The sequence below is a fragment of the Methylibium petroleiphilum PM1 genome, from assembly GCF_000015725.1.
GTDB lineage: Bacteria > Pseudomonadota > Gammaproteobacteria > Burkholderiales > Burkholderiaceae_C > Methylibium > Methylibium petroleiphilum.
In genome coordinates this window covers 3,607,805-3,628,462 of sequence record NC_008825.1, presented here as the reverse complement: position 1 = coordinate 3,628,462, position 20,658 = coordinate 3,607,805, and the positions used below count along the sequence as shown (strand labels likewise).

The window sequence follows — 20,658 nt, the reverse complement described above, 5'->3', positions numbered from 1 at the left end:
GTCAGCGCCGGGTCAGCACGATGGCCAATTCTGCCCAGGTGCTGGACGGGTGCGGAACGCGAGCGTAGGGCGGGCGGGGCCAGTCCCAGCGATCGCCCGGCAGCAGCGCCCGCAGCGCGTTCACGTCCACGTGATACGGCGGGCCCTCGATCAGGCCCTGGCCGGCGCCTTCCCGCAGCGCCTGCATCGCCAGCAGGGCCAGCGTGCCGCCCGGACGCAGCCATGCGTGCAGTCGGGCGGCGTAGGCCACCCAGTGGTCGGGATGCAAGGCGCACAGGCAGGTCTGTTCGTAGACCGCGTCCAGCGGCGCTGTGGGTTGCCAGGTCAGCACATCGGCCTGCACGACCTCCGCGGCCAGGCCCGCCGCGGCGAGCCGGCCCTGAGTGAGGCGCACGGCGCCGGGCGCGTAGTCGATGGCGGTGACCGAAAAGCCGCCGCGTGCGAGCGCCACCACCTCATGTCCGCTGCCGCAGCCGGGCACCGCAATGCGCCCCGGTGCCAGGCTGCCGTCGCCCAGCCAGGCGGCAAGCTGCGGACTCGGTGCTCCACGATCCCAGGGCAACTGCCCGGTGTCGAAGCGCTGCTGCCAGAAGTTGAGGTCGGGACCGCTCATGCGAGCCAGTCTAGGGCCTGCCGCGGTGGCCGGCGAGCGCCGCCGCGTGACAGACGCTGCGGCGCGGCGCGCTCATCCGTCGATCGCGCGCACCAGGGCTTCGGTCGCGGGCAGCGACAGATTGAGCAGGCGGGCGATCGCGGCCAGATCGTCCGGCACCGCGGGGTTGTCCCAGCCGCGCACGGGATCCTCGGTGTGGCGGGCCAGCCGGATGGCCAGCACCACGTTCTGCACCTGGGGTTGGGCCGCCTGGCTGTTGTCGTCGGCGATGCGTACCAGCAGTTCGGGCAGCGCCCAGGTGTGCATCAGGGCCTGTTGCAGCGCGAGCAGGTCGATATTCAGCAGCTGACGTTGTGCATGGTCTGAGCGCAGCGTCGGGTCGGCGCGCTGGCGGCGGGCAATCTCGAGCGCCAGAGCCGGCGCGTGGCACCACAGCAGCATCTCCGCGAAGTCATGCAGCAGCGCCGCCAAGTGGAGGACCTCTGCATCGTCGTCCATGCGGTGGACCGCAAAGCCCAGCGAGAAGTTGGCCGCGCGGTGCGCACGCCGCATCACGCGCTGCAGGCCGGCCAGGGCCTCCGGCTGGCTGGCCAGGTGCACCTCGATCTGCGCCATGCCGTTGAATGTGTTGAAGAACGGGCCGATCCCCATCATCACCAGCGCCGCCGTGACCGTCTCGGGCCCGCTGTTGTCGCCGCCGTCCCGCCGGCGGCGCAACTGGGCCACGGCCGCGAGCAGCTTCAGCGACATCAAGGGGTCCTGCCGCACCGGCTCGGCGAGCTGGTGCGCGTCGACGTCACCGCGGGTGGCTTCCACCCGCTCCAGCAACTCCAGCTCCTCCGCCGTGGCCGCCAGCACCGGGATCGGCGCGTCACTGAACCAACGGGTCCAGGCGGGCAGGTCGGGCAAGGCGTGGGTGAGCATGGGGAGGGTTCCGGGCGATGCGTGGTTATCGGCCGCTGAATCCCTGTCTGTAGGGGGCGGGTGCGTTTCGGCGGCACTGGCAGGACCCTGAAAACAAGAAAGCCTCCGGACCGCAGACGGCGCCGGAGGCTGGGCGGGGGACTGCGCCTGATCAGTTCGACAGCGGGAGTTCGCGCCAGTTCAAGCGCCTCAATCCGACAGGGAGACCGAAATTGAGATCGTTCTTGCCCAACTCACCCTTCTCGTCGCCGCGGATCGCCGTCATCTTGCCGTCGACCTTCACGAACTTGAAGTCGGTGATAAGGCTGGTCGTCTGGATATACGAGACAACCGTGGAGTTCTCCAGCAATCGAGAGATACCTCTGGAGAAATCCGCTCCGTAGATACGGCTGATGCCCGAGGGGTTGCAGCTGTCGCCACCAGGCAAACTGGGTGTGAAGGCGACGGTGCCGAAGAAGCTGATAGGGTCATTGGTCAGCCGCCATGCCACCGTGTTGCTCGCGTTCTTGCCGAGATCGATGAACCATCCCATGGGGGCGGCCGCCGTGGCGGTGTAGCCCGCCAGGAGATTAGTGTTCTCGACCAGCTTGTCACGACCGATCGGGAACGAGACGCCGCTCGGAAGCGTGGTGTTGAAGGCGACCGCATTGCCATCTGTGATGGCGTAGAAGCTTTGCATCTGGGCGGACCCGATGTCGGTCGAGTCCAACAGGCGACCGGTGCCGATCATCACCACGCGTTGGCGCGTCGTCGGGTGCACTTCGATCAGAGGCCGCGAAGTCACTGGTTGAGCCCCTTCGGTGGGGTGGCTGAGTGTGGCAAGTCGCAGCGGGGCAGGGTAGCTTCCGGTCGTGCCAGTGACGTTCAGCCGCCAGAGATTGCCGAGCAGATCGCCAGCGTAGATCGCGTCAGCGTAGCCATCGGTGAAGTCGAGCACGTAAGCGTTCGCGTGCGCCAGGCCCGCATCGTTGGCAATCGTCCCCACGCCAGTAGAAACCGCTTCGAGCAGCGCACCCGTCTTAGGATTCACGAAGAACAGGTAGCCTTGACCGTCGGGTGTGTTGTAGCCCGACGTGAAGATCACCGTCCAGCCGTACTTGCGCGTCTTCACGATCATCGGTTCGCCGAACGAATAGCCCATGCGTGAATCGGTGAACTCCCAAAGCACGCGGGCCGCAGCGTCTGCTTCGGAGTTGATTCCGCCCGGATCGGTCACATCGATCGCGTAGAAGCTGCGCCCGCCCTTTCCAAGGCCGCCGACCAGGATCGACCGCCAATCGGACGCCGTCGAGGCCGGCGTGCTGCCTGTCCCGGTCCGGTTGAAGTCCACGTCCTTGACCACCGGCGTGGCGTTCACGAAGAAGCGATGATTGAACGGAGTGCGGCCTAGCGAGGCCAGACCGCTCACATTCGGCGTTCCGTCCGGGCCATTGAATGCTGCATTCGGGATGTAGGCGAAGATCTCACGCCCGGCATCGGTGCCCGAAAGTGCGCCATTGAAAGCGTGGAGCATGCCGTCGTTCGCGCCGACATAAACGACGGTCGGGCGGTTCGCACGGGCCGCTCTGAATGCTCGATAGCCAGGGTTGGTGACGTCCGACAGCGATAGCGAAGGCGGACCGACCGGCAACACACGCGACCCGACGATGTCGCCGAGCAACTCCGTGCGCGTTCGGTAACCGGGGGTCGTCGAGGCCAGTTCGTTCGTCCGATCACCTCGAAGGTAATTCAGATAGTTGACGCTGTCGTCCCCGGCAACATAGCTCGTGTCGAGCAGTGCAAGCTGGGCAGCATTGACTCTTCCGGCGCCGGTGCTGGTAGAGCGAAATGCCACGCCGGTTGCGCCCGCAGGATCCCAGGTCACCACATTTCGGTTGGTGCTCCAGCCCGTGCCGGTGAGCTGCGTCTTCAACTTCTCGGTGGCGCCCCATTGCCGTGTGGGGATGGGGACGCCCGAGCTGAACGACAGCGAGTTCGCCAGCAATTCGCCCGTCCAGCTGTTGTTTTCCGCGTCGTACGAGGCGCTGTAGCTCGCATTGCCGGTGAGGGTCAGGACCGGGTCTACGGTGGAGAACGAGGTGGTGTAGGCGTCCAGGTCTGCGACGATCTTCTCGAAGGCTGCCGTCAGGCCCGCGACCATGGTGTCGGGACGGCCGGCGGTGTAGTAGTTGTCGGGCCGTGCCTGAGTACCGACGGTCTGGCCGGTCGTGGACCACCACTCCTGCGGCAGCGCCGCGGTGCGGGTGGCCGGGTCGTAGTCGTTCGGCACGGTGAAGCCACCGTACTTTGCCGCGAGGTAAAACTGGTTGTTCGCGACGAAAGGTTGCTCGAGCACGTCGACCCAGTAGGTCTGGACCGTCTGCTTGCCCTCGGTGGCGGCATTGCCTGCCACCGTGGGTCGGATGTCGGTGGTGTTGGCGTAGTAGGCCAGGCCGACGATGCCGGCCGAGTTGTTGCGGCCGCTGTAGTTGTTGACGTTCGGTGCGCCCAGACCTTGCAGCGCGAACGCTCGGTTGGTCATGGTCTCGGCATTCACCGTGGTATCGCCCGTGACCGCCGCTGGTTTGGGATTCGGCTCTTCCGTTGTACCTGTGGAGCCGGGGAGATCCTTGTCGCGGTGGGTGTAGATGTCGCCGATGCCGAGAATGAAGTTGCGCTGGCACGAATAGAGGATGGGGTCGTTCCAGTTGGTGATGACCGGAAAGTCGTCGAGGTAGGCCGTCCGCGTGGCAGCATTGGCGGTACCCATCGCCGTGTACTCCGGAACGTTGCCCTGGTTCTTGTAGTAGCGCAGCGCGGTGTAGAACAGTTCGCTGACGGGGTCGTAGCTCTTGTAGTTGTTGGTGTTGAGCTGACCGAACTTGTTCAGGTAGTTCATCACCCCGCTGTTCGTGATCGACACGCTCGGCGTGAAGCTCGCGTTGGTCTGTGTCGCGTCGGCCGCATCGGGGTTGATCGCAAAGATGCCGGTCGTCGCGTCCCATTCAGCCGCTGCGTTCGTGACGGCCGGCTGGCCCGGGACCGGCTGTGTCGGGCCGACGAACTTCTGCTGAGCGCGCAGCACCGCGCCGTCGCGCAGGAAGTCGCTATGGTTCAGGTAGCCGAAGGCGCTGAAGCGGATACGGTTGGAATATTTCTGAACCAGTCCTTCTGGTTTCCAGTTGCTGCCGTACTGCACGCAATTGGCTTCGCGTGTGCCGGCTGTCGCCGAGGAGTCGCAGACTTTCACCCGCATCACAGCGCGGTAGACGACGCCTGCCACGGGTGGGACAGCCGGGTTGTAGTCGACCACGACACCGCCAAGCGCCGCCGACGACGAGGCGAACAGCATGTTGATGCCCTGGCCTTGAATGCGCGTATGGAGGTTGGTGAAGGCCAGCGGCGAAGCCTGCGCCACGGTGGCCGCCACCGTGAGGCTTTTGTCCGGTGCCAGGCCCTGATTGGTGTCACGCGACTTTTGGAGGATCGTCGTTGTGGTTGTGTCGATGATCCGGTAGCCGCCGGTCATTGCCCAGCGAAACGGGTCGATCGTCGGTGTCGAGGACCAGTTCAGGTAATTGCCGCTCCATTCGTCGGTGCCGGTGCAGTTGTGCGCGGTGTTGTCGCCGACCGGATAGAAGTGCCGCAGCTGCGTGGCGGTCTCGGTCGCGTAGTACTGGTACTTGTAGCACTTGTTCGGGTCGAAATAGCCGAGATACGTATCGGTCGTCACGTACGCGGTCGTGTGAGCAGAACGAACCGCAGTCGGCCATTCCACTGAAAGTGCCAAGGCCACGTTGCCTGGGACCGTGGTTCCTGCAAACACCGGGACATCTGCCAGAGCCGTGGCGGCATTCGCGCTCAAGGACGAAGTCATCCAGACTGAACTCAAGACCAGAGCTCTTGCAAGCCCAGCCATCCCGAGGCCGGCGTGATCGCCGCAATTCCATCGCATCTGCGTGGAATGGCGGTCTGGGGTTGGGTAGGGCTTCATGGGGGAGACCTCGCGTGAATACCTGAAGTACCGACGGCTCAGACGCCGCAGCAGGAAAACGTGCTCTGGAAGAATGATTGCGTGTCGCGTGGCCCGGTGGCGCGGATCGTCAGGCGATACACCACCATGCCCGGTGGAGGTGGGCGCTTTTCTTCGGACAGGCTTCCGCCCTCCGGCAACCCTTCGCCCGAGTAGACACAGTTCTCCGGCTCTTCTGTGCTGCCGTTGATGGTGCACAACCGGTCGACCGCGAAGCGCAAGCGGATCTGTTGCGCCGGGACCGTGATGTCGCCATGAGTCCAGCCGGTTGCCGCAAACGCAGCGTCGTCCACGAGGACGAGAGGAATGCCCTGCGCATTGCTGGGCAATACCGTGGCGCTGTAGTTCCAGGCCGGCGCATTGGCGCCACGCGCGGCAATGCCGACCAATGCGCCGCCGGTGCGGAACTGAGTGAGGATGACCTCTGCTGCACGTTCGCTTTGCTGGGCCACATCGCGCTTGAAGGCAAGGTTGCCGGCGGTGGTCAGCGTGATGTCGAAGGAGCGCATCAGCGCGGCCGCCGAGATCAGCATCACCACCAGCACGATCAGGCTGATGATCAGAACGGCGCCGCGCTGCCGGCACATGGCGGGCGTCGCGAACGTGGACGAGCGTCGTAGCTTCATGATCAAGGCCGGAGCAGCAGGTTGCGGACAGGAACGGTCACCTCGATGGCGCGGTGGCGCATGCGTCGATCGGCGGTCGCGATCGCGACGTTCTGCGTCAGCGGGGCGCCACCGCTGGTAAGGTCGGTGAACAGGCCCAGCGTGGCCGGTGCCACGTCCTCCCGCTCGATGAGCGAAGAGCGCATCACGAGGCCGATGCGCACCGCAACGATCCGCCGCAGGTTGGTCGCCGAGGCGGGCGAGCCGTTCATCAGCGCCGCGCTATCCCAGATGCTTCCGGCGGTGGGAGCGAACCAGTCGTTGATCACACCATCGTCATCGGTGTCGACCCCATAGACCGCGCGTAGCGTCATCACGCCTTCGGCCAGCGGCAGCGGCGCGTCGTTGCCGTTGAGCAGCAGCATGTCGTAGCTGAACAGCGTGGTGTTGTCGCCGACGCCAAGCAACTGGAACTGCGGTCGATTGGTGGTCGTATTGCCCAGCGGGATTGCATAGGCGTCCGCCGTGGACAAGGTGGCAAACGTCGTCGACGAGGCGTTGTGGAAACTGCCGCCCAGAGGCACTTGCTGACCACAGTTCAACGGTGGGAACACGGCGGTCGGATCGGCGACGCATGCCGGCTTGTCATCATCCACCTGCGTCAACTGGCACTCGCCACCACCGGCCAGCATCACCAGGTCGTTCGCGAAGAATCCGATCGTATTGGGTGCACGGAACTCGAGCGCGCTCACCGAACCCGGGCGCACCGCCGCGGGGGATTCCGCGAAGCCGGCGGCCCCGTTCATCACCATCAAGACATCGGAGCCAGCGGTCGAGGCCCCCTGAAAAATCACCACCGGCGCCAGCCGAAGCGTGAGCGGGATGGCGGTGAAGGGCGCAGGGAGGGCGGCCGCTCGTGGCCACGTTCCTGCCGCGCCCAACGTTGCGTTCAGTCGGCATCCGCCGACACGGCCCCAGCCCTCGGAGAAGCCGGAGCCTGCGCTGCGGATCATGCGGTCGATCGTGTAGGCGGCATAGGCGCCGGACTGGTTGGCATCATTGATTGAGACCGAGGTGCGCTTGCGGCCCTCGCTGGCTGCCAGCACGCCGAACACCGCGAGCGTGACGACGAGGCCGATGGCGACCGCAACCAGCAGTTCGACCAGCGAGAAGCCGCGAACTGACGCGCCGCGTTTCGAGAGGGTGCAACGGGACGTCATGTCACTTCCTCGACGGTCAGCACAACTTCGGTCGTAAGGCGGTTGACATCGCCTATCGGTTGCCTCGGGTGGCGCCAAGAGATCGTGATCTGTGCCCGGTTGGTGGCGGCGTTCGGGACTATGAGCACTGTGGCGTTCGGGAGCCCCAGACCATTCGGCACATCAGTCTGCAAATCGATGCCTTGCACTCGCTTGGTCCAGGCAGTAATCGCGTCGGCACCTAGCGAAACAGTCCGTGCAAGTCGCATCTGCGCCGCGAGATCGTCAGCGAACAACGCTGCGCGGTTGCGGTCCTCCGCGTCGACCGAATACTGGGTCGCGCGGACCTGCATCGCCACCAGACCGAGGATGCCGAACGAGAAGATCAGCACCGCCACCAGCACTTCAAGCAACGTGCTGCCGCGTTGCCGACGGTTCTTTGACGCAGAAGGGAGCGACAAGGCTTGGTTCATAACGGAGGACACCCATCGGGGTTGGCGGCGGACAGAGTCTTGGCCGGATCGCACATGCGCACGCGACCGCCCAGCGACGCGATCACACGCAGCGGACGGTCGCTGCCAGCGTGCGCCACGTCATAGATGGCATTCGGGTTGCCCGCGTCGATAGCACAGCCTTCAGTGCCATTCGCAACCTGCTGACCCGCTGCGTTGAAGCACACGAGCGTGCTCGCGCTGGTGATCGTGACGCCGTTGTTCACGCCAGCCAGCGCGCCGCCGCGGACGAACTCGCGGGTCGTGCCCGTGAGAGGCAGAACGCGGACGCCCCAGTTCCCGCCGTTGGCATTCGCGGTGGAGTCGGCGTCGGGGTTGGCGGCGGTTGTCAGGAAGAAGCTCACGGTGCGATTGCGCCGCACGGCTTCGGCCTGCGCGAGCCGCAGCCCGTCCTGCAGCACCTGGGCGGTGGTGCGAACGCGGCTGTTGTTGATCCACAGTGCGAACGAAGGCACCGCCAAGCCCAGCAGAATGGCCAGCAGCGTGATCGTGACCATCAGCTCGATGATAGTGAAGCCGCGGAGGCCGCAGCGGGGTCGCGACCATGGGGTCGACATCAGCACTGCCCTCTCCTGACTAGCCAGCAGGCGCCGCCTGTCATCCAGCCGGCGACGGTTGTCGTCGTGGCACGGACATCGGCTTGGGTGACGGTGAAGCCGAAGTTCGCCACAGGGCCGTTGCCAGTCGCCAGCAGCGTGTAGGTGGTGTCCGTCGGACCTGCAGAGCAAGTCACCACGAAGTTGCCGAAGGTCCGCGTCGCGACAGCGCGGGCACAGGGTGTGACGAATGCGCCGACTGTCGCGTAGCTGCGATTGTCCTGAAAATGGCGCTCCATCTCGGCGCGCATCGAGGCGAGGCCGTTGGTGCCATCGACCAATTGCCCGCGGATGATGTAGTCGCGATAGCTCGGGTACGCGATGGCCGCCAGGATGCCGATGATCGCAACGACGATCATCACCTCGATGAGCGTGAAGCCCGACTGCCGCTTGAAAATGAATCGTCGCATGTGACTGTCCCGTTCCGGTTCGCTGGCCTGAAGGCCTGGATCGCGCAGGCCAACTCGAATTTGTTGATCGGAGAGCCGCTGCCCCATGACAGATCGCGGATCCGCTTGCAAGCAGTATGGGTGACGTTGCCGATCGTGCCCATGAAGCATGTCACGCAATCCGCAGGAGGCCGGGCGGGAACCGGACGAAGTGCCGCCTGCGGTCGACGAACGGTCGGAGGGCGTCGCGCGGCCGGCACGGCTGCACGCCTTGAAGGCGAGGGGCCTGCGGCTAGGCCGCGCAGTGCAGCAGCCTCACATGTCCTGCCCAACATGGGCCGCCGCGAGCGCCTGCTGCACCCCCGCCGGTGCCGCCTGGTAGTGGCTGAAGCGGAGGGTGTAGCGCCCTTGCCCGCCGGTCAGGGCATGCAGCCGCGACTGGTAGTTCGCCAGTTCCGACAAGGGCAGCAGCGCCTGCACCACCATCTGCCCTGGTCGGGCCGCGTTGCTGCCGATCACCTGCCCGCGTCGTGAAGCCAAATCGCCGGTCAGATCGCCCATGTGCGCCTCGGGGGCCGTGATCTCCACGTCGACCACCGGTTCCAGCACGATCGGCTGGGCCGCGCGTGCCGCGGCGACGAAGGCCTTGCGCGCCGCCGTCACGAACGCGATCTCCTTGCTGTCGACGCTGTGGTGCTTGCCGTCGTGCACCACCACGCGCACGTCGAGCACCGGGTAGCCGGCGATCACGCCTTCGGCCATCGCCTGGCGCACGCCCTTCTCGACCGCCGGCATGAAGTTCGACGGGATCGTTCCGCCCTTGACGGCGTCGATGAACTCGAAGCCGGCCCCGCGCGGCAGCGGCTCGATGCGCAGGTGCACTTCGCCGAACTGCCCGGCACCGCCGGTCTGCTTCTTGTGCCGGTGCTGACCGGCAGCCGGCGCGGTGACGGTCTCGCGGTAGGCGATCCGCGGCGGCCGGGTCGTCACCTCGAGCCGGTGCAGATCGCGCAGGCGCATCAGCAGCGCCCGCAGGTGCAGCTCGCCTAGACCCCAGACCACCGTCTCGTGTGTGGCCGCGACCTGCTCGATGCGCAGGCAAGGGTCCTCGGCCACCAGCTTCTGCAGTGTGTCCCACACCCGCTGTTCGTCGCCATGGCGCTGCGGTTCGATGGAGAGGCCGTGCACCGGCACCGGAAAGTCGAGTGGCGCCAGGTGGATGTGGTCGTCCTCGGCGGCGTCGTGCAGCACCGCGTCGAAGTGGATGTCATCGACCTTGGCCACCGCGCACAGTTCCCCCGGCCCGGCCCGTTCCACCTCGATCAGGTTCTTGCCCTGCAGCAGGAAAAGGTGCCCGACCTTGAAAGGCTTGCGGCCATCACCCACGTAGAGCTGGCTGTCGCTGGTGACGGTACCCTGGTGAATGCGGAAGATGCCGAGCTTGCCGACATAAGGGTCGACGGTCAGCTTGAACACGTGCGCCAGCACGTGCAGTGCCGGATCGGGCTGCGCGGTGATGGGCATCGCCTGCGCGCCCTCGCCGCGCAGAAAGCGCGGTGGGTTGCCTTCGGCCGGGTTCGGCATCAGCGCGGTCAGGATGTCGAGCAGCTCGCCCACGCCGGTGCCGTGGCGGGCCGACACGAAGCAGATCGGGATCAGGTGCCCCTCGCGCAGCGCCTGTTCGAGCGGTGCGTGCAGTTCGCGCGGGTCGACGTCGCCGTGCTCCAGGTAGCGCTCGACCAGCACGGCGTCGATCTCCACCACCTGCTCGACCAGCGCACGGTGCGCCGCGGCGACCGAGGAGAAGTCGGCCTCGTGGCCGGCGGCGGCCTCGGGGCGGAAGAAGCAGTCGACCACCTCGCTGCCGCCGCGCGCCGGCAGGTTCAAGGGCAGGCATTCCTTGCCGAAGACGCTGCGCAACTGCTCGACCAGCGCCGCCAGATCGATGTCCTGCGCATCGATCTTGTTGACGATGATGAGCCGGCACAGGCCGCGGCTCGCGGCCGTTTCCATCAGGCGCTGCGTGCCGGCGTCCACGCCGTTGGTAGCGTCGATCACGATCGCCGCAGTCTCCACCGCCTCCAGCGCCGCCAGCGCCGGGCCGCTGAAGTCCGGATGGCCGGGGGTGTCGATGAGGTGGACGCGCGTATCCCCATGCTGAAGATGCACGAGCGAGGTGTTCAGCGAATGCTGGAACTGGCGTTCCAGCGGGTCGTGATCGCTGACGGTGCTGCCGCGCTCCACGCTGCCGGGCACGCCGATCGCCCCGGCCCGGTGCAACAGGGCTTCGATCAGCGTGGTCTTGCCCGTGGCGCTGGTGCCGAGCAGGGCCAGCGTTCGAATGGCGCCGATGTCCGGCGCGCTCGAGGGCAGGGCCATGGTGCTCTCCTTGTCCGGCTCGGGAGTGACAGGGGCTGAACCGGAGCGTAGAAGATTGGCTGCCGGGGCACAAGCCGGGCAGGGCCGGATAACCGACGCTCGCTTCCTACTGGAACGCCACCTCCGCAAAGCTCCTCAGCTTGCGGCTGTGCAGCTGGTCGATGCCGTTGCGCCGCAGCAGTTCGATCGCCCGCAGCCCGATGCGCAGGTGCTGGTTCACGCGCTCGCGGTAGAAGTGATTGGCCATGCCGGGCAGCTTGATCTCGCCGTGCAGCGGCTTGTCGCTCACGCACAGCAGCGTGCCGTAGGGCACGCGGAAACGAAAGCCGTTGGCGGCGATGGTGGCGCTCTCCATGTCGAGCGCGATCGCGCGGCTCTGGCTGAAGCGGCGTTCCGGCGTGCTGTGGCTGTGGTGGAAGGGCAGCAGCTCCCAGTTGCGGTTGTCGGTGCTGGCGACGGTGCCGGTCCGCATCACGCGCTTGAGTTCGCTGCGCTCGAGCTGGGTCACATCGGCGACCGCGGCTTCCAGCGCCACCTGGATCTCCGCCAGCGGCGGGATCGGCACCCACAGCGGCAGCTCCTCGTCGAGCACATGGTCCTCGCGCACGTAGCCGTGCGCGAGCACGTAGTCGCCGAGCTGCTGCGTGGTGCGCAGGCCGGCGCAATGGCCCAGCATGATCCAGGCATGCGGGCGCAGCACGGCGATGTGGTCGGTGATGGTCTTGGCGTTGCTGGGGCCGACGCCGATGTTCACCATGGTGATGCCGGCACGATCGTGGCGCACCAGGTGGTAGGCAGGCATCTGCGGCAGCCGCGGCGGCGGCGCGCCGAGGAAGTCGCCCGGCTCCAGCGTGCAGCCGGTGCGCCGCATCACCACGTTGCCGGGCTCGACGAAGGCCACATAGCCGTCGTCCTGGCCACCGCCGCTGCCGCCCTCGAACAGTGAGGCCTGGCCGCGCGGCAGGTGCATCAGCTCGTGACCGAGCTTGATGAACTCGTCGATGTAGAACTGGTAGTTCGTGAACAGCACGAAGTTCTGGAAGTGCTCTGGCGTGGTGCCGGTGTAGTGGCGCAGCCGATGCAGCGAGTAGTCGACGCGCGCTGCGGTGAACAGCGCCAGTGGGTGGGTCGCCGCGCCGGAGGCGTCTGGCGTCGGTTCGTGCGTGCCGTTGGCGATGCCGTCGTCCATGGCGCCGAGATCGGGCAGATCGAACAGGTCGCGCATCAGCGTGCGCCGCTCGGGCGTCAGCGTGCCTTCCACGTGGTCGTGCTCGGCGAACGAGAAGTGCACCGGGATCGGCTGCGTGCTGCTGCCGATCTCCAGCGCGACACCGTGGTTGCGCAGCAGCAGGCGGAACTGCTCGAGGTAGTAGTCCCCGAACAGATCGGGCCGCGTCAGCGTGGTCTCGTAGCGGCCCGGGCCGGCGACGAAGCCGTAGGCCAGCGGCGTGTCGGCCCGCGCCACGGTGTCGATGTGGACGGCCACGCGGGGGTAGCAGGCGCGCACGCGCTGAGGGAAGTCCTCGCCGGCCAGGAAGCGCTGCAGGTGGTCGCGCAGTCGCACCAGACTGGCGTCGTACAGGCTGCGCGCGGCGTCGAGGGCGGCCTGCGCGTCGGTGTAGCGCCGGGGGCCATCGTCTGGAAGAGAGGGCGTCGTCATGACGGCATTCTGCGGCCTGCGTGAGGCGGTGTCTGTGGCGGCCGGCGCACCTGCTGCCGCCTGTCGGCGCGGTCGACGTATGTCCGGCTGTGTAATAAGGTCGCGCCATGCCGACCGCTCCCCGCCGCATTCTGCCGATCATCGTCGCCGCCCAGTTCGCGAGCACTTCGCTATGGTTCGCCGTCAATGCGGTGATGCCCGATCTTCAGCACGCGCTCGGTCTGCCGCCTACCGCTGTCGGCTCGTTGACTTCGGCGGTGCAACTGGGCTTCATCGCCGGCACGCTGGTGTTCGCGCTGGGGTCGGTCGCCGACCGCCATTCGCCGCGCCTCGTGTTCCTGCTGTGCGCGATCTCCGGTGCACTGTTCAACGCCGCGCCCGTGCTCTGGCCGGCAGGCGCGCTGGACCTGCCGACGCTGTGGCTGCTGCGGGCCTTGACCGGCTTTGCGCTGGCCGGCATCTACCCGGTCGGCATGAAGATCGCCGCTGGCTGGTATCCGCAGGGGCTGGGCCGTGCGCTGGGCTGGCTGATCGGCGCGCTGGTTCTGGGCACCGCGACGCCGCATGCGCTGCGGGCCTTGGGCGCGCACTGGCCCTGGCAGCAGGTGATGCTGGTGGTGTCCGGGCTTGCGGTGCTGGGGGGCTGGATGGTGTGGCAGTGGGTGCCGGAGAGCACCCATCTGCCCCGTGCCACGCGCCTGCAGTGGCGTGCCTTCGGCCGCGTGCTGACCGACCGCCGCCTGCGTGCACCCGTGTTCGGCTACTTCGGCCACATGTGGGAGCTCTACACCTTGTGGGTGTTGCTGCCGGCGCTGCTGGCCACGCGGCTCCAGGGGGCAGCCATCTCGGTGGGTGCGTTCGGCGTCATCGCCGCGGGGGCGGTCGGGTGCGTCGCGGGGGGCTGGCTGGCGCAGCGCCACGGCAGTGCGCGCGTGGCGGCGGGGCAGCTGGCGCTGAGCGGCCTGTGCTGCGTGCTCACGCCGCTCGCGATGGCAGCGCCCGCCGCGGTGTTCGCGGCGTGGCTGCTGGTGTGGGGCATCAGCGTGGCCGGCGACTCGCCGCAATTCTCGGCGCTAACGGCCACGCATGCCCCGCGCGAGGCGGTCGGCAGCGTGCTGACGCTGGTCAACTGCATCGGCTTCTCGATCTCCATCCTGAGCATCCAGGGCTTCGTGGCGCTGGCACAGCACCACGATCTGTCGCTGTTGCTGCCGTGGCTCGGTCTCGGGCCGCTGCTCGGCCTGTGGGGCCTGCGGCCCTTGCTGGTCCGCGAGGGCTCGTCGCCCTGAGGACTCCCGCGGTCGCAAGCTTCAGTCTTCCCACTCCAGTTCGGCGTAGGCCGCGGTCACGTTGCGGGCGTGGAAAACGTCCAGCAGTCGCCAGTCGGGTCGATCGGGAGCGATGCGCGCCACCGCCTGCGGCAGCGTCAGCCCGGCCTTGAGTGCCGCGCGCACATCGGACTGCAGCCGGGTCAGGTAGGCCTGCTCGGCATCGAGCGCCGCCGGCCAGGCCCGGCTCGGCGCGCCGTGTCCCGGCACGACGGTGGTGATGCCCTGCCAGCCGCGCAACTGCGACAGCGCGGCCAGCCATCCCTTGAGCCGTCCGTCGACCACCGGCGTGTGGTCAACGAACAGCAGGTCGCCGAGAAAGAGCGTGCCGCTGGTCTCGTCCAGCACGCTGAGGTCGGCATCGGTGTGGGCGGTCGGCCAAGCGCGCAGGCTGAGGCGACGCCCGCCCAGGTCGAGTTCGAGCGTGTCGTCGACCCGCCGGGTCGGGGGCACGATGCGGGCACCGTCGGCGAAGTCGGGACCGAAGTCACGCTTCAGCGCGTTCAGGTAGAACGGGCCGCGCACCGCCAGCGCGGAGGGCAGGCGATGGTGGCCGACGAACTCCGGCGCCGGCTGGCCGGCCGTTCGCCCGGCCTCGGCGAACACGCTGTTGCCGAGCACGTGGTCCGGGTGGGCGTGCGTGTTGATCACGTAGCACACCGGCAGCGACGTCACGCCACGCACCGCCGCCAGCAGGCGCCGGCCGACCGGCGCGCTGCCGCCGGTATCGATGACGGCCACGCAACGGCTGCCGACCACGAAGCCGCTGTTCGAGACATCGCCCTGGTTGGTGGGGCCCCAGTCCTCCAGGGCGCCGCGATGCAGGTAGACGCCCGGGGCGAGCTGCTCGACCGTCGAGGGCCTGGCCTCAGCGGCCGGCGCAGCATGGCCGATGCCGGCCGCCAACAGGCATGCGACGGCGCCGATCAGCGCGCGGCGCAGCCACGGCGACGCATGCGCATGCACCGGACACCGGGCGGCGACGCGGGACAGGCCGGCTACTCCTTGATGCCGACGTCGAAGAAGCAGCTCTTGCGCGCGGCCGCCTGCAGTTCGCGGAAGCGCTTGATTTCGACCTGCATCACCTCCACGTCGCGGATGCTGTTGCCGCGCTCGCCACCCATGCTGTTGGCGTTGGTGGCAGTGCTCATGGTGGTGAAGTCGTCGAAGGAGATCTGGCTCGCCAGTTTGTCCAGCACGCAGGAGCACTTATTGAGCATCTCGTAGTGATGCCCGGGGTGCAGCTTCATGCACTCCTGCACGTAAGCGACCCGGTCAGCCGTGGGGTAATCGTGCGCGGCAGCGGTGCCCGCACCGATCGCCAGCACGGCTCCGACGGCAGCGAGCGGGAGGAGGTGCGTCGGACGACGCAAGGAGGTCAGGCGTTTCATGGGCATCACTTCTTGCTGGGTTGTTTGTCGCCGGCCGCCGGGCCGGCGAGGGTCATGACTTCTTCAAGCACCGGAGCGTCGCCCGGCAGCGCGCCGGGAAGCGCTGTCCGCACCTGGTACACGCCGCCGGGTACACCGCTGGCGAGCACGAACGTGTAGCGCTTCTGCGCATATTTTTCGAAGCGGGCGCGTAGCGGATCGGTCTCGTAGGGGTTGAGACTCACCTCTTGCGCATCGACCTCTCGGCCTTCGTAGCTGATCTTGGTGTCGCGCACCTTCGCCTCGTCGACCATCGTCATGCGGATGCGCTTGCGGAAGTAGCCCGACTTGCCCTTGGTCAGGCGCTCCATCTCGCGGATGTCGCGCTCGAGAAAGTAGAGGATGACCGGATTGGCCTGAGCCTCTTCGATCTCCGGCAACTTCATCTTGCGCTCGCCGCTGAGGAAGTTGCCATCGACCGTGCAGCACACCTTGCCCTTGCGCTTCACGTCGATGCGCACCTCGTCCTCGAAGCCCGGCTCCAGCGAGCCCGACTTCACGAAGGTGTAGCGCAGCGAGGCGGGGGCCTTGACGTTCGCCAGTTGGTGATCGACGAACACCAGCTTCTCCGCGCGCGAGAATTCGCTCGGATCGGCAGCCAGAGCGGGAAGTGTCGTCGTGCAGACGACCGCGGACAGCAGCAGTGTGGTGATCGCGCTGCGCTCGATGGGGGCTTGCGCCAGGATCATGGTTTCTCCAGTTCGGCCGCGAGTTCGCGGGCCTGTTTCGGGTCGAGCGCCGCAAGGCGCGCGACGGCATTGCGTGATTCGCGCAGCTGGCCCTGCCGCTTGTAGACCTGGGCGAGTCGGGCCCAGCTGCGGTTGTAGGTCGGATCGATCTCCACGCTGCGCTGGAAGGCGCGGATGGAGGGCTCTGGCTGGTGCAGGCCCTCGAAGGCGACGCCCAGCAGGTAGGGTGCTTCCGGATCGTCGCCGGCCTCCTGTTGCCAGCGGTCGGCCAGTTGGGCGAGTGCCGCCCATTGCTGGCCCTGCTCCAGCGCGGCGGCCTGCAGGAAGTAGGGTTGCTCGGTGTCCGGCTGCTCCCAGAAGCTCTTGCCGGCCAGCGGGGCGACCGCGTTGTAGGGCAGTTCGTCGTTGAGCTGCGCGAGCACCCAGTCGGCGGGTGCGGCGAAGTAGTGGCGAGCGCCGCCGCGCAACCGGAAGGTCAGGATGCCGACCAGCTTGCCGTCGGCATTGAACAGCCCGCCACCGCTGGCGCCCGAGCTGAACCAGTTGCTGCTCTGCACGATCTGGCTGCCGGACCAGTGGTGCAGGGCCACCACGTCGCCTTCGCTGAGCTGGATGCCCACCCCGCCGGTGTAGCCCATCGCCAGCACCTGCTGCCCGGGGTGTAGCGAGGCCGCGCGCGCGATCGGGACGGCATCGCCCTCCAGCCTCGGGACCTGCAGCAGACACAGGTCGCGGAGCATGTCGGCGGCCTGCAGGTTGGCCGTCCAGCGCACACCGCCCTTCACCACGTTCACGCGCACCGCGTGGCGCGTCACATGGCAGTTGGTCACCACCCTGCCGGGGCCGACGATCACGCCGGAACCGAGCTGCAGGCCGCCCGCGGCGCTGACCGCCTCGATCTTCAGCACGCTCGGCGCCAGCCGGATCAGCGCGGCGCGGTCGATGTCGGCCCGCGCGCCAGGCGGCAGACCCAGCAGCCAGGCGGCTGCGAAGAGGAGGGGAAGCCGACGCATGGAGCCTGCAACTGCACTCGGCGGCGGGACTGGCGGCTCACTGCCGCGTGGTCGCCGCCGGTTCGTTGTCCAGCAACGGCACGTTGAAGTCGCGCAGGATGGCCGTGATCTCGGGCCGCAGCTTCTCGATCAGCGTCTCGATCTGCTGCTTCCACTCGCGTTCGCCATAGCGCACGCCCATCGCCATCGGGAAATCGAACTTGACGCCCGGCTCCGAGCGCATCGGCACGACCACCAGCTGCGGCTGCTGCACCTTCTTCGCGAAGTAGCCGCCGATCGGCCCCCACACGATAGCGGCGTCGATCTTGCCGCTCGCGAGGTCCTTCTCGATGATCTCGCCCGGGTACTGCTTCGGGTCCGCGTTCATGATCTGGTAGGGCACGCCCTGCTCGACGAGCTGGTGCTTGTTCAGCCACTCCGATGCCGGCGAGCGGTCGTAGAGGCCGATGCGCAGCTTCTGGAGTTGCGCGCGATCGAGTGCGAGAAAGTCGTCGATCGACTTCACGCCGTCCAGGCCCTTGCCCGACGCGTAGACCAGCGCGTAGGTCGACCGGTAGTAGGGCTTGGTGGCCGACACCTGGTCGTAGCCGGCCGGCACGCCCATGATGATGTCGCAGCGGAAATCCTCGCCCGGCAACTTGTAGCGCAGCGTGTTGCGCACGAAGGCCAGCCTCTGCGGGAACGAGTAGTACTCGACCGGCAGTCCGAGTTCCTTGGCGAACAGCTCGGCGATCTTGTTCTCGTAGCCTTGTCCGTCGAGGCTGGAGAAGGGCAGGTTGTTCGGGTCCTGGCAGACGCGGAAGGCCTTGCGCGGCGGCGGCTCCTGTGCGGCGGCCGGCAAGGCCGCGCCGGTCAGCGCGGCCAGAGCCAGCACGCCGGCGGCGACAGCTTCGCGTCGTGCAGCGCGCGTCATTGGATCTCTTCGACCTTGGAGCGGGTGATCGCGCCGTCGGAGCGACCCTTCAGGTAGGCATACAGATGGTCCATGTTGTCCATCACCTGCGGGCTGCTGCCGAAGCTCTGCATGCCCTTGTCGAGGCGGCCGTCACGGACCGTCTTGACGAAATCTTCCTTGCTCAGCGTCTTCAGGCTGTTGATCAGCGACGGGCCGACCATGCCCTCCTGGTTGGCGCCATGGCAGCGGTCGCAGGCCGCCGCACGCCAGGTGCGGAAACCCTTCATCGTGTTGGCATCGACCTTGTAGCCATCGACAACCTTGTAGAGCGGCTTGTCCTGCGCGGACGCCAGCGGGGCCACGCTGCCCAGGGCAACGGCGACGAGGGAGACAAGCAGGCTATTCAGTCGGAACATCATGATCAACTCAGGAAAGTAAAAGACTCTCATTGAACGACAAGGGGATGGCGAGCGTTGACCGTTCACCATCCCCGCAACACACCATTCGCGAGGGGCTCGTGCCCCGTCACGAAGTTAACGCTTGCAGATCAGTTCGGCAGTGCAAAGACCGTCAGCGAGCCGCCGAGTTCCGTGTACTGGTTCAGCTCCTTGTAGCCGCCCACAGCACCCAGGCCGTCCTGGTCCTTCTCGAGGCCCGCTGCCATGCCGATGCCGGCCCAGCCGCCGATGCCCGAGAACACGCCCATGTACTGCTTGCCCTTGTGCTCATAGGTGAACACGTTGCCGATGATGCCGGACGGAGTCTTGAACTTGAACAGTTCCTTGCTGATGTCCTTGGCATCGACGCACTTGAAGTAGCCCTCCAGCGTGCCGTAGCAGCTCAGGCCGCCCGCGGTGTTGAGCGAACCGCTCCACACCGAGAACTTCTCGGCCTTGCTCTGCACGATCTTGCCGGTACCGGCATCCCAGGTGATGTAGTTGCCCATGCCACCATGGCTGCCCGGAGCCGGGAACATCGACAGCGTCGCGCCCACGTACGGCTGGCCCGCGGTGTACTCGACCTTGAACGGCTCGTAGTCCATGCAGACGTGGTTGGTCGGCACGTAGAAGAGCTTGGTGTTCGGGTCGAACGAGGCCGGCTGCTGGTCCTTCGAGCCCAGCGCCGCCGGGCAGATGCCCTTGGTGTTGACATCGGGGCCGTTTTGCGCCGTCGAGTACTGCTTCACGACCTGGGGACGGCCGGTCTTCATGTCGACGTGGGTCGCCCAGTTCACCTTCGGGTCGTACTTCTCGGCCACGAGCAGCGCACCGTTGGTGCGGTCCATCGTGTACGCGAAGCCGTTGCGGTCGAAGTGCACCAGCGCCTTGGTCGGCTTGCCCTTCACGTTGATGTCCGCGAGGATCATCTCGTTGATGCCGTCGAAGTCCCACTCGTCGAACGGCGTCATCTGGTAGACCCAGTTGACCTTGCCCGTGTCGACGTCACGCGACCAGATTGACATCGACCACTTGTTGTCGCCCGGGCGCTGGCTCGGGTTCCAGGTCGACGGGTTGCCGGTGCCGTAGTACATGGCGTTCAGCGCCTTGTCGTAGCTGTACCAGCCCCAGGTGGTGCCGCCACCGATCTTCCACTGATCGCCCTTCCAGGTCTTCAGCGACGAGTCGGCGCCCACCGGAGCGACCTTGCCGTCGATCCAGGTGGTGGTCTTGGCCGGGTCGATCAGCATCTCGGCGTCGGGGCCCACGCTGTAGCCCTTCCACGCCGGCTTGCCGTCCTTCAGGTTGTAGGCAGCGATGAAGCCGCGCACACCCCACTCACCACCGGAGATGCCGGTGATGACCTTGTCCTTGAAGACGTGCGGGGCGTTGGTGTTCACGGCGCCGAGCTTCGGATCGCCGTTCTTCACGCTCCACACCACCTTGCCCGACTTGGCGTCCAGGGCCACGAGGTTGGAGTCGGCCTGCTGCAGGATGACCTTGCCTTCGGCGTACGCCAGGCCACGGTTCACCGTGTCGCAGCACATCTGCGGGATGACCGCCGGATCCTGCTTCGGCTCGTACTTCCAGAGGATCTTCTGGGTGTTCAGGTCGATCGCGAAGACCTTGTTGGGGAACGGCGAGTGCAGGTACATCGTGCCGTCGATGACCAGCGGCGAGCCCTCGTGGCCGCGCAGCACGCCGGTGGAGAAGGTCCACGCGACCTGCATCTTGCCGACGTTGCCCTTGTTGATCTGGTCGAGCTTGCTGTAGCGCTGGTTGAACATGTCACCAGCCTGCATCGCCCAGTTCTTGGAATTGGCAATGTTCTTCTCGACGTCCGCATTCGCTTGCACGACTGCCGGGATCGCGAGCAGCGCCAATCCGAGGGGGCGCATCAGGCGCCAACCCGAATGCTTAGAAACTTTCATCGTCGTCTCCGTAGTTGGAATGAGTGGGTACAGCTTTGGGTTTGCT

The 20,658-nt window shown here is 66.7% G+C and carries 18 protein-coding genes; 1 reads left to right on the top strand and 17 read right to left on the bottom strand.

The window, feature by feature from the left end:
* Position 1: 1 nt before the first annotated feature.
* The 10 genes from MPE_RS17220 to MPE_RS17175 form a co-directional block, all read right to left on the bottom strand.
* A complete protein-coding gene (locus MPE_RS17220; RefSeq protein ID WP_011830984.1) occupies positions 2 to 613 on the bottom strand; it encodes a methyltransferase domain-containing protein in 612 nt (203 codons plus the stop codon).
* Positions 614 to 685: 72 nt separating this feature from the next.
* Positions 686 to 1,537: an HDOD domain-containing protein gene (locus tag MPE_RS17215; RefSeq protein WP_011830983.1), complete on the bottom strand. Its 852-nt coding sequence runs from the start codon at positions 1,535 to 1,537 to the stop codon at positions 686 to 688.
* A gap of 151 nt (positions 1,538 to 1,688) precedes the next feature.
* Complete coding sequence (locus tag MPE_RS17210) at positions 1,689 to 5,381, bottom strand: pilus assembly protein (protein WP_158304629.1); 3,693 nt, start codon at positions 5,379 to 5,381, stop codon at positions 1,689 to 1,691.
* A gap of 167 nt (positions 5,382 to 5,548) precedes the next feature.
* Positions 5,549 to 6,175: a pilus assembly PilX family protein gene (locus MPE_RS17205; protein WP_011830981.1), complete on the bottom strand. Its 627-nt coding sequence runs from the start codon at positions 6,173 to 6,175 to the stop codon at positions 5,549 to 5,551.
* Between the two features lie 2 nt (positions 6,176 to 6,177).
* Entirely contained in the window at positions 6,178 to 7,374 is a 1,197-nt protein-coding gene (locus MPE_RS17200) for a PilW family protein (protein WP_011830980.1), read from the bottom strand.
* On the bottom strand, positions 7,371 to 7,826 hold the full coding sequence (gene pilV / locus MPE_RS17195) for a type IV pilus modification protein PilV (protein WP_011830979.1): 456 nt from the start codon (positions 7,824 to 7,826) through the stop codon (positions 7,371 to 7,373). The genes MPE_RS17200 and pilV overlap by 4 nt, the downstream gene beginning before the upstream one ends.
* Complete coding sequence (locus MPE_RS17190; RefSeq protein WP_011830978.1) at positions 7,823 to 8,422, bottom strand: GspH/FimT family pseudopilin; 600 nt, start codon at positions 8,420 to 8,422, stop codon at positions 7,823 to 7,825. The genes pilV and MPE_RS17190 overlap by 4 nt, the downstream gene beginning before the upstream one ends.
* Positions 8,422 to 8,958: a type IV pilin protein gene (locus MPE_RS24925; protein WP_310733869.1), complete on the bottom strand. Its 537-nt coding sequence runs from the start codon at positions 8,956 to 8,958 to the stop codon at positions 8,422 to 8,424. Before MPE_RS24925 ends, MPE_RS17190 begins: the two co-directional genes overlap by 1 nt.
* Before the next feature lie 207 nt (positions 8,959 to 9,165).
* A complete protein-coding gene (gene fusA / locus MPE_RS17180; protein ID WP_041929742.1) occupies positions 9,166 to 11,229 on the bottom strand; it encodes an elongation factor G in 2,064 nt (687 codons plus the stop codon).
* A gap of 106 nt (positions 11,230 to 11,335) precedes the next feature.
* On the bottom strand, positions 11,336 to 12,889 hold the full coding sequence (locus MPE_RS17175; protein ID WP_011830975.1) for an AMP nucleosidase: 1,554 nt from the start codon (positions 12,887 to 12,889) through the stop codon (positions 11,336 to 11,338).
* Positions 12,890 to 12,996: 107 nt separating this feature from the next.
* On the opposite strand from MPE_RS17175, the gene MPE_RS17170 reads away from it, so the two are divergent.
* Complete coding sequence (locus MPE_RS17170) at positions 12,997 to 14,178, top strand: MFS transporter (RefSeq protein WP_011830974.1); 1,182 nt, start codon at positions 12,997 to 12,999, stop codon at positions 14,176 to 14,178.
* Between the two features lie 21 nt (positions 14,179 to 14,199).
* On the opposite strand, the gene MPE_RS17165 is transcribed toward MPE_RS17170, so the two are convergent.
* From MPE_RS17165 to xoxF, 7 genes are all read right to left on the bottom strand, one after another.
* Positions 14,200 to 15,183, bottom strand: a complete 984-nt coding sequence (locus MPE_RS17165; RefSeq protein ID WP_011830973.1) for a quinoprotein relay system zinc metallohydrolase 2 — start codon at positions 15,181 to 15,183, stop codon at positions 14,200 to 14,202.
* A 32-nt stretch (positions 15,184 to 15,215) separates the two neighbouring features.
* Positions 15,216 to 15,608, bottom strand: coding sequence for a hypothetical protein (locus MPE_RS17160; protein WP_011830972.1), 393 nt, complete (start codon positions 15,606 to 15,608; stop codon positions 15,216 to 15,218).
* A gap of 5 nt (positions 15,609 to 15,613) precedes the next feature.
* Entirely contained in the window at positions 15,614 to 16,336 is a 723-nt protein-coding gene (locus tag MPE_RS17155) for a hypothetical protein (protein WP_011830971.1), read from the bottom strand.
* Positions 16,333 to 17,349: a tetratricopeptide repeat-containing S1 family peptidase gene (locus tag MPE_RS17150; RefSeq protein ID WP_011830970.1), complete on the bottom strand. Its 1,017-nt coding sequence runs from the start codon at positions 17,347 to 17,349 to the stop codon at positions 16,333 to 16,335. Before MPE_RS17150 ends, MPE_RS17155 begins: the two co-directional genes overlap by 4 nt.
* Positions 17,350 to 17,386: 37 nt before the next feature.
* Positions 17,387 to 18,262: a substrate-binding domain-containing protein gene (locus MPE_RS17145; RefSeq protein ID WP_011830969.1), complete on the bottom strand. Its 876-nt coding sequence runs from the start codon at positions 18,260 to 18,262 to the stop codon at positions 17,387 to 17,389.
* Positions 18,259 to 18,663 (bottom strand): c-type cytochrome, encoded by a 405-nt coding sequence (locus tag MPE_RS17140; RefSeq protein ID WP_041930267.1) that lies wholly within the window; start codon positions 18,661 to 18,663, stop codon positions 18,259 to 18,261. Before MPE_RS17140 ends, MPE_RS17145 begins: the two co-directional genes overlap by 4 nt.
* A 128-nt stretch (positions 18,664 to 18,791) precedes the next feature.
* Complete coding sequence (xoxF, locus tag MPE_RS17135) at positions 18,792 to 20,612, bottom strand: PQQ-dependent ethylene glycol dehydrogenase XoxF (RefSeq protein ID WP_011830967.1); 1,821 nt, start codon at positions 20,610 to 20,612, stop codon at positions 18,792 to 18,794.
* Positions 20,613 to 20,658 lie beyond the last annotated feature (46 nt).

Coding starts and splice junctions, on each gene's coding strand:
- MPE_RS17170 (WP_011830974.1), top strand. CDS start 12,997: ATGCCGACCGCTCCCCGCCGCATTCTGCCGATCATCGTCGCCGCCCAG.
- fusA (WP_041929742.1), bottom strand. CDS start 11,229: ATGGCCCTGCCCTCGAGCGCGCCGGACATCGGCGCCATTCGAACGCTG.
- MPE_RS17220 (WP_011830984.1), bottom strand. CDS start 613: ATGAGCGGTCCCGACCTCAACTTCTGGCAGCAGCGCTTCGACACCGGG.
- MPE_RS17200 (WP_011830980.1), bottom strand. CDS start 7,374: ATGACGTCCCGTTGCACCCTCTCGAAACGCGGCGCGTCAGTTCGCGGC.
- MPE_RS17155 (WP_011830971.1), bottom strand. CDS start 16,336: ATGATCCTGGCGCAAGCCCCCATCGAGCGCAGCGCGATCACCACACTG.
- MPE_RS17140 (WP_041930267.1), bottom strand. CDS start 18,663: ATGATGTTCCGACTGAATAGCCTGCTTGTCTCCCTCGTCGCCGTTGCC.
- pilV (WP_011830979.1), bottom strand. CDS start 7,826: ATGAACCAAGCCTTGTCGCTCCCTTCTGCGTCAAAGAACCGTCGGCAA.
- MPE_RS17145 (WP_011830969.1), bottom strand. CDS start 18,262: ATGACGCGCGCTGCACGACGCGAAGCTGTCGCCGCCGGCGTGCTGGCT.
- xoxF (WP_011830967.1), bottom strand. CDS start 20,612: ATGAAAGTTTCTAAGCATTCGGGTTGGCGCCTGATGCGCCCCCTCGGA.
- MPE_RS24925 (WP_310733869.1), bottom strand. CDS start 8,958: ATGGGGCAGCGGCTCTCCGATCAACAAATTCGAGTTGGCCTGCGCGAT.
- MPE_RS17150 (WP_011830970.1), bottom strand. CDS start 17,349: ATGCGTCGGCTTCCCCTCCTCTTCGCAGCCGCCTGGCTGCTGGGTCTG.
- MPE_RS17190 (WP_011830978.1), bottom strand. CDS start 8,422: ATGTCGACCCCATGGTCGCGACCCCGCTGCGGCCTCCGCGGCTTCACT.
- MPE_RS17160 (WP_011830972.1), bottom strand. CDS start 15,608: ATGAAACGCCTGACCTCCTTGCGTCGTCCGACGCACCTCCTCCCGCTC.
- MPE_RS17215 (WP_011830983.1), bottom strand. CDS start 1,537: ATGCTCACCCACGCCTTGCCCGACCTGCCCGCCTGGACCCGTTGGTTC.
- MPE_RS17205 (WP_011830981.1), bottom strand. CDS start 6,175: ATGAAGCTACGACGCTCGTCCACGTTCGCGACGCCCGCCATGTGCCGG.
- MPE_RS17175 (WP_011830975.1), bottom strand. CDS start 12,889: ATGACGACGCCCTCTCTTCCAGACGATGGCCCCCGGCGCTACACCGAC.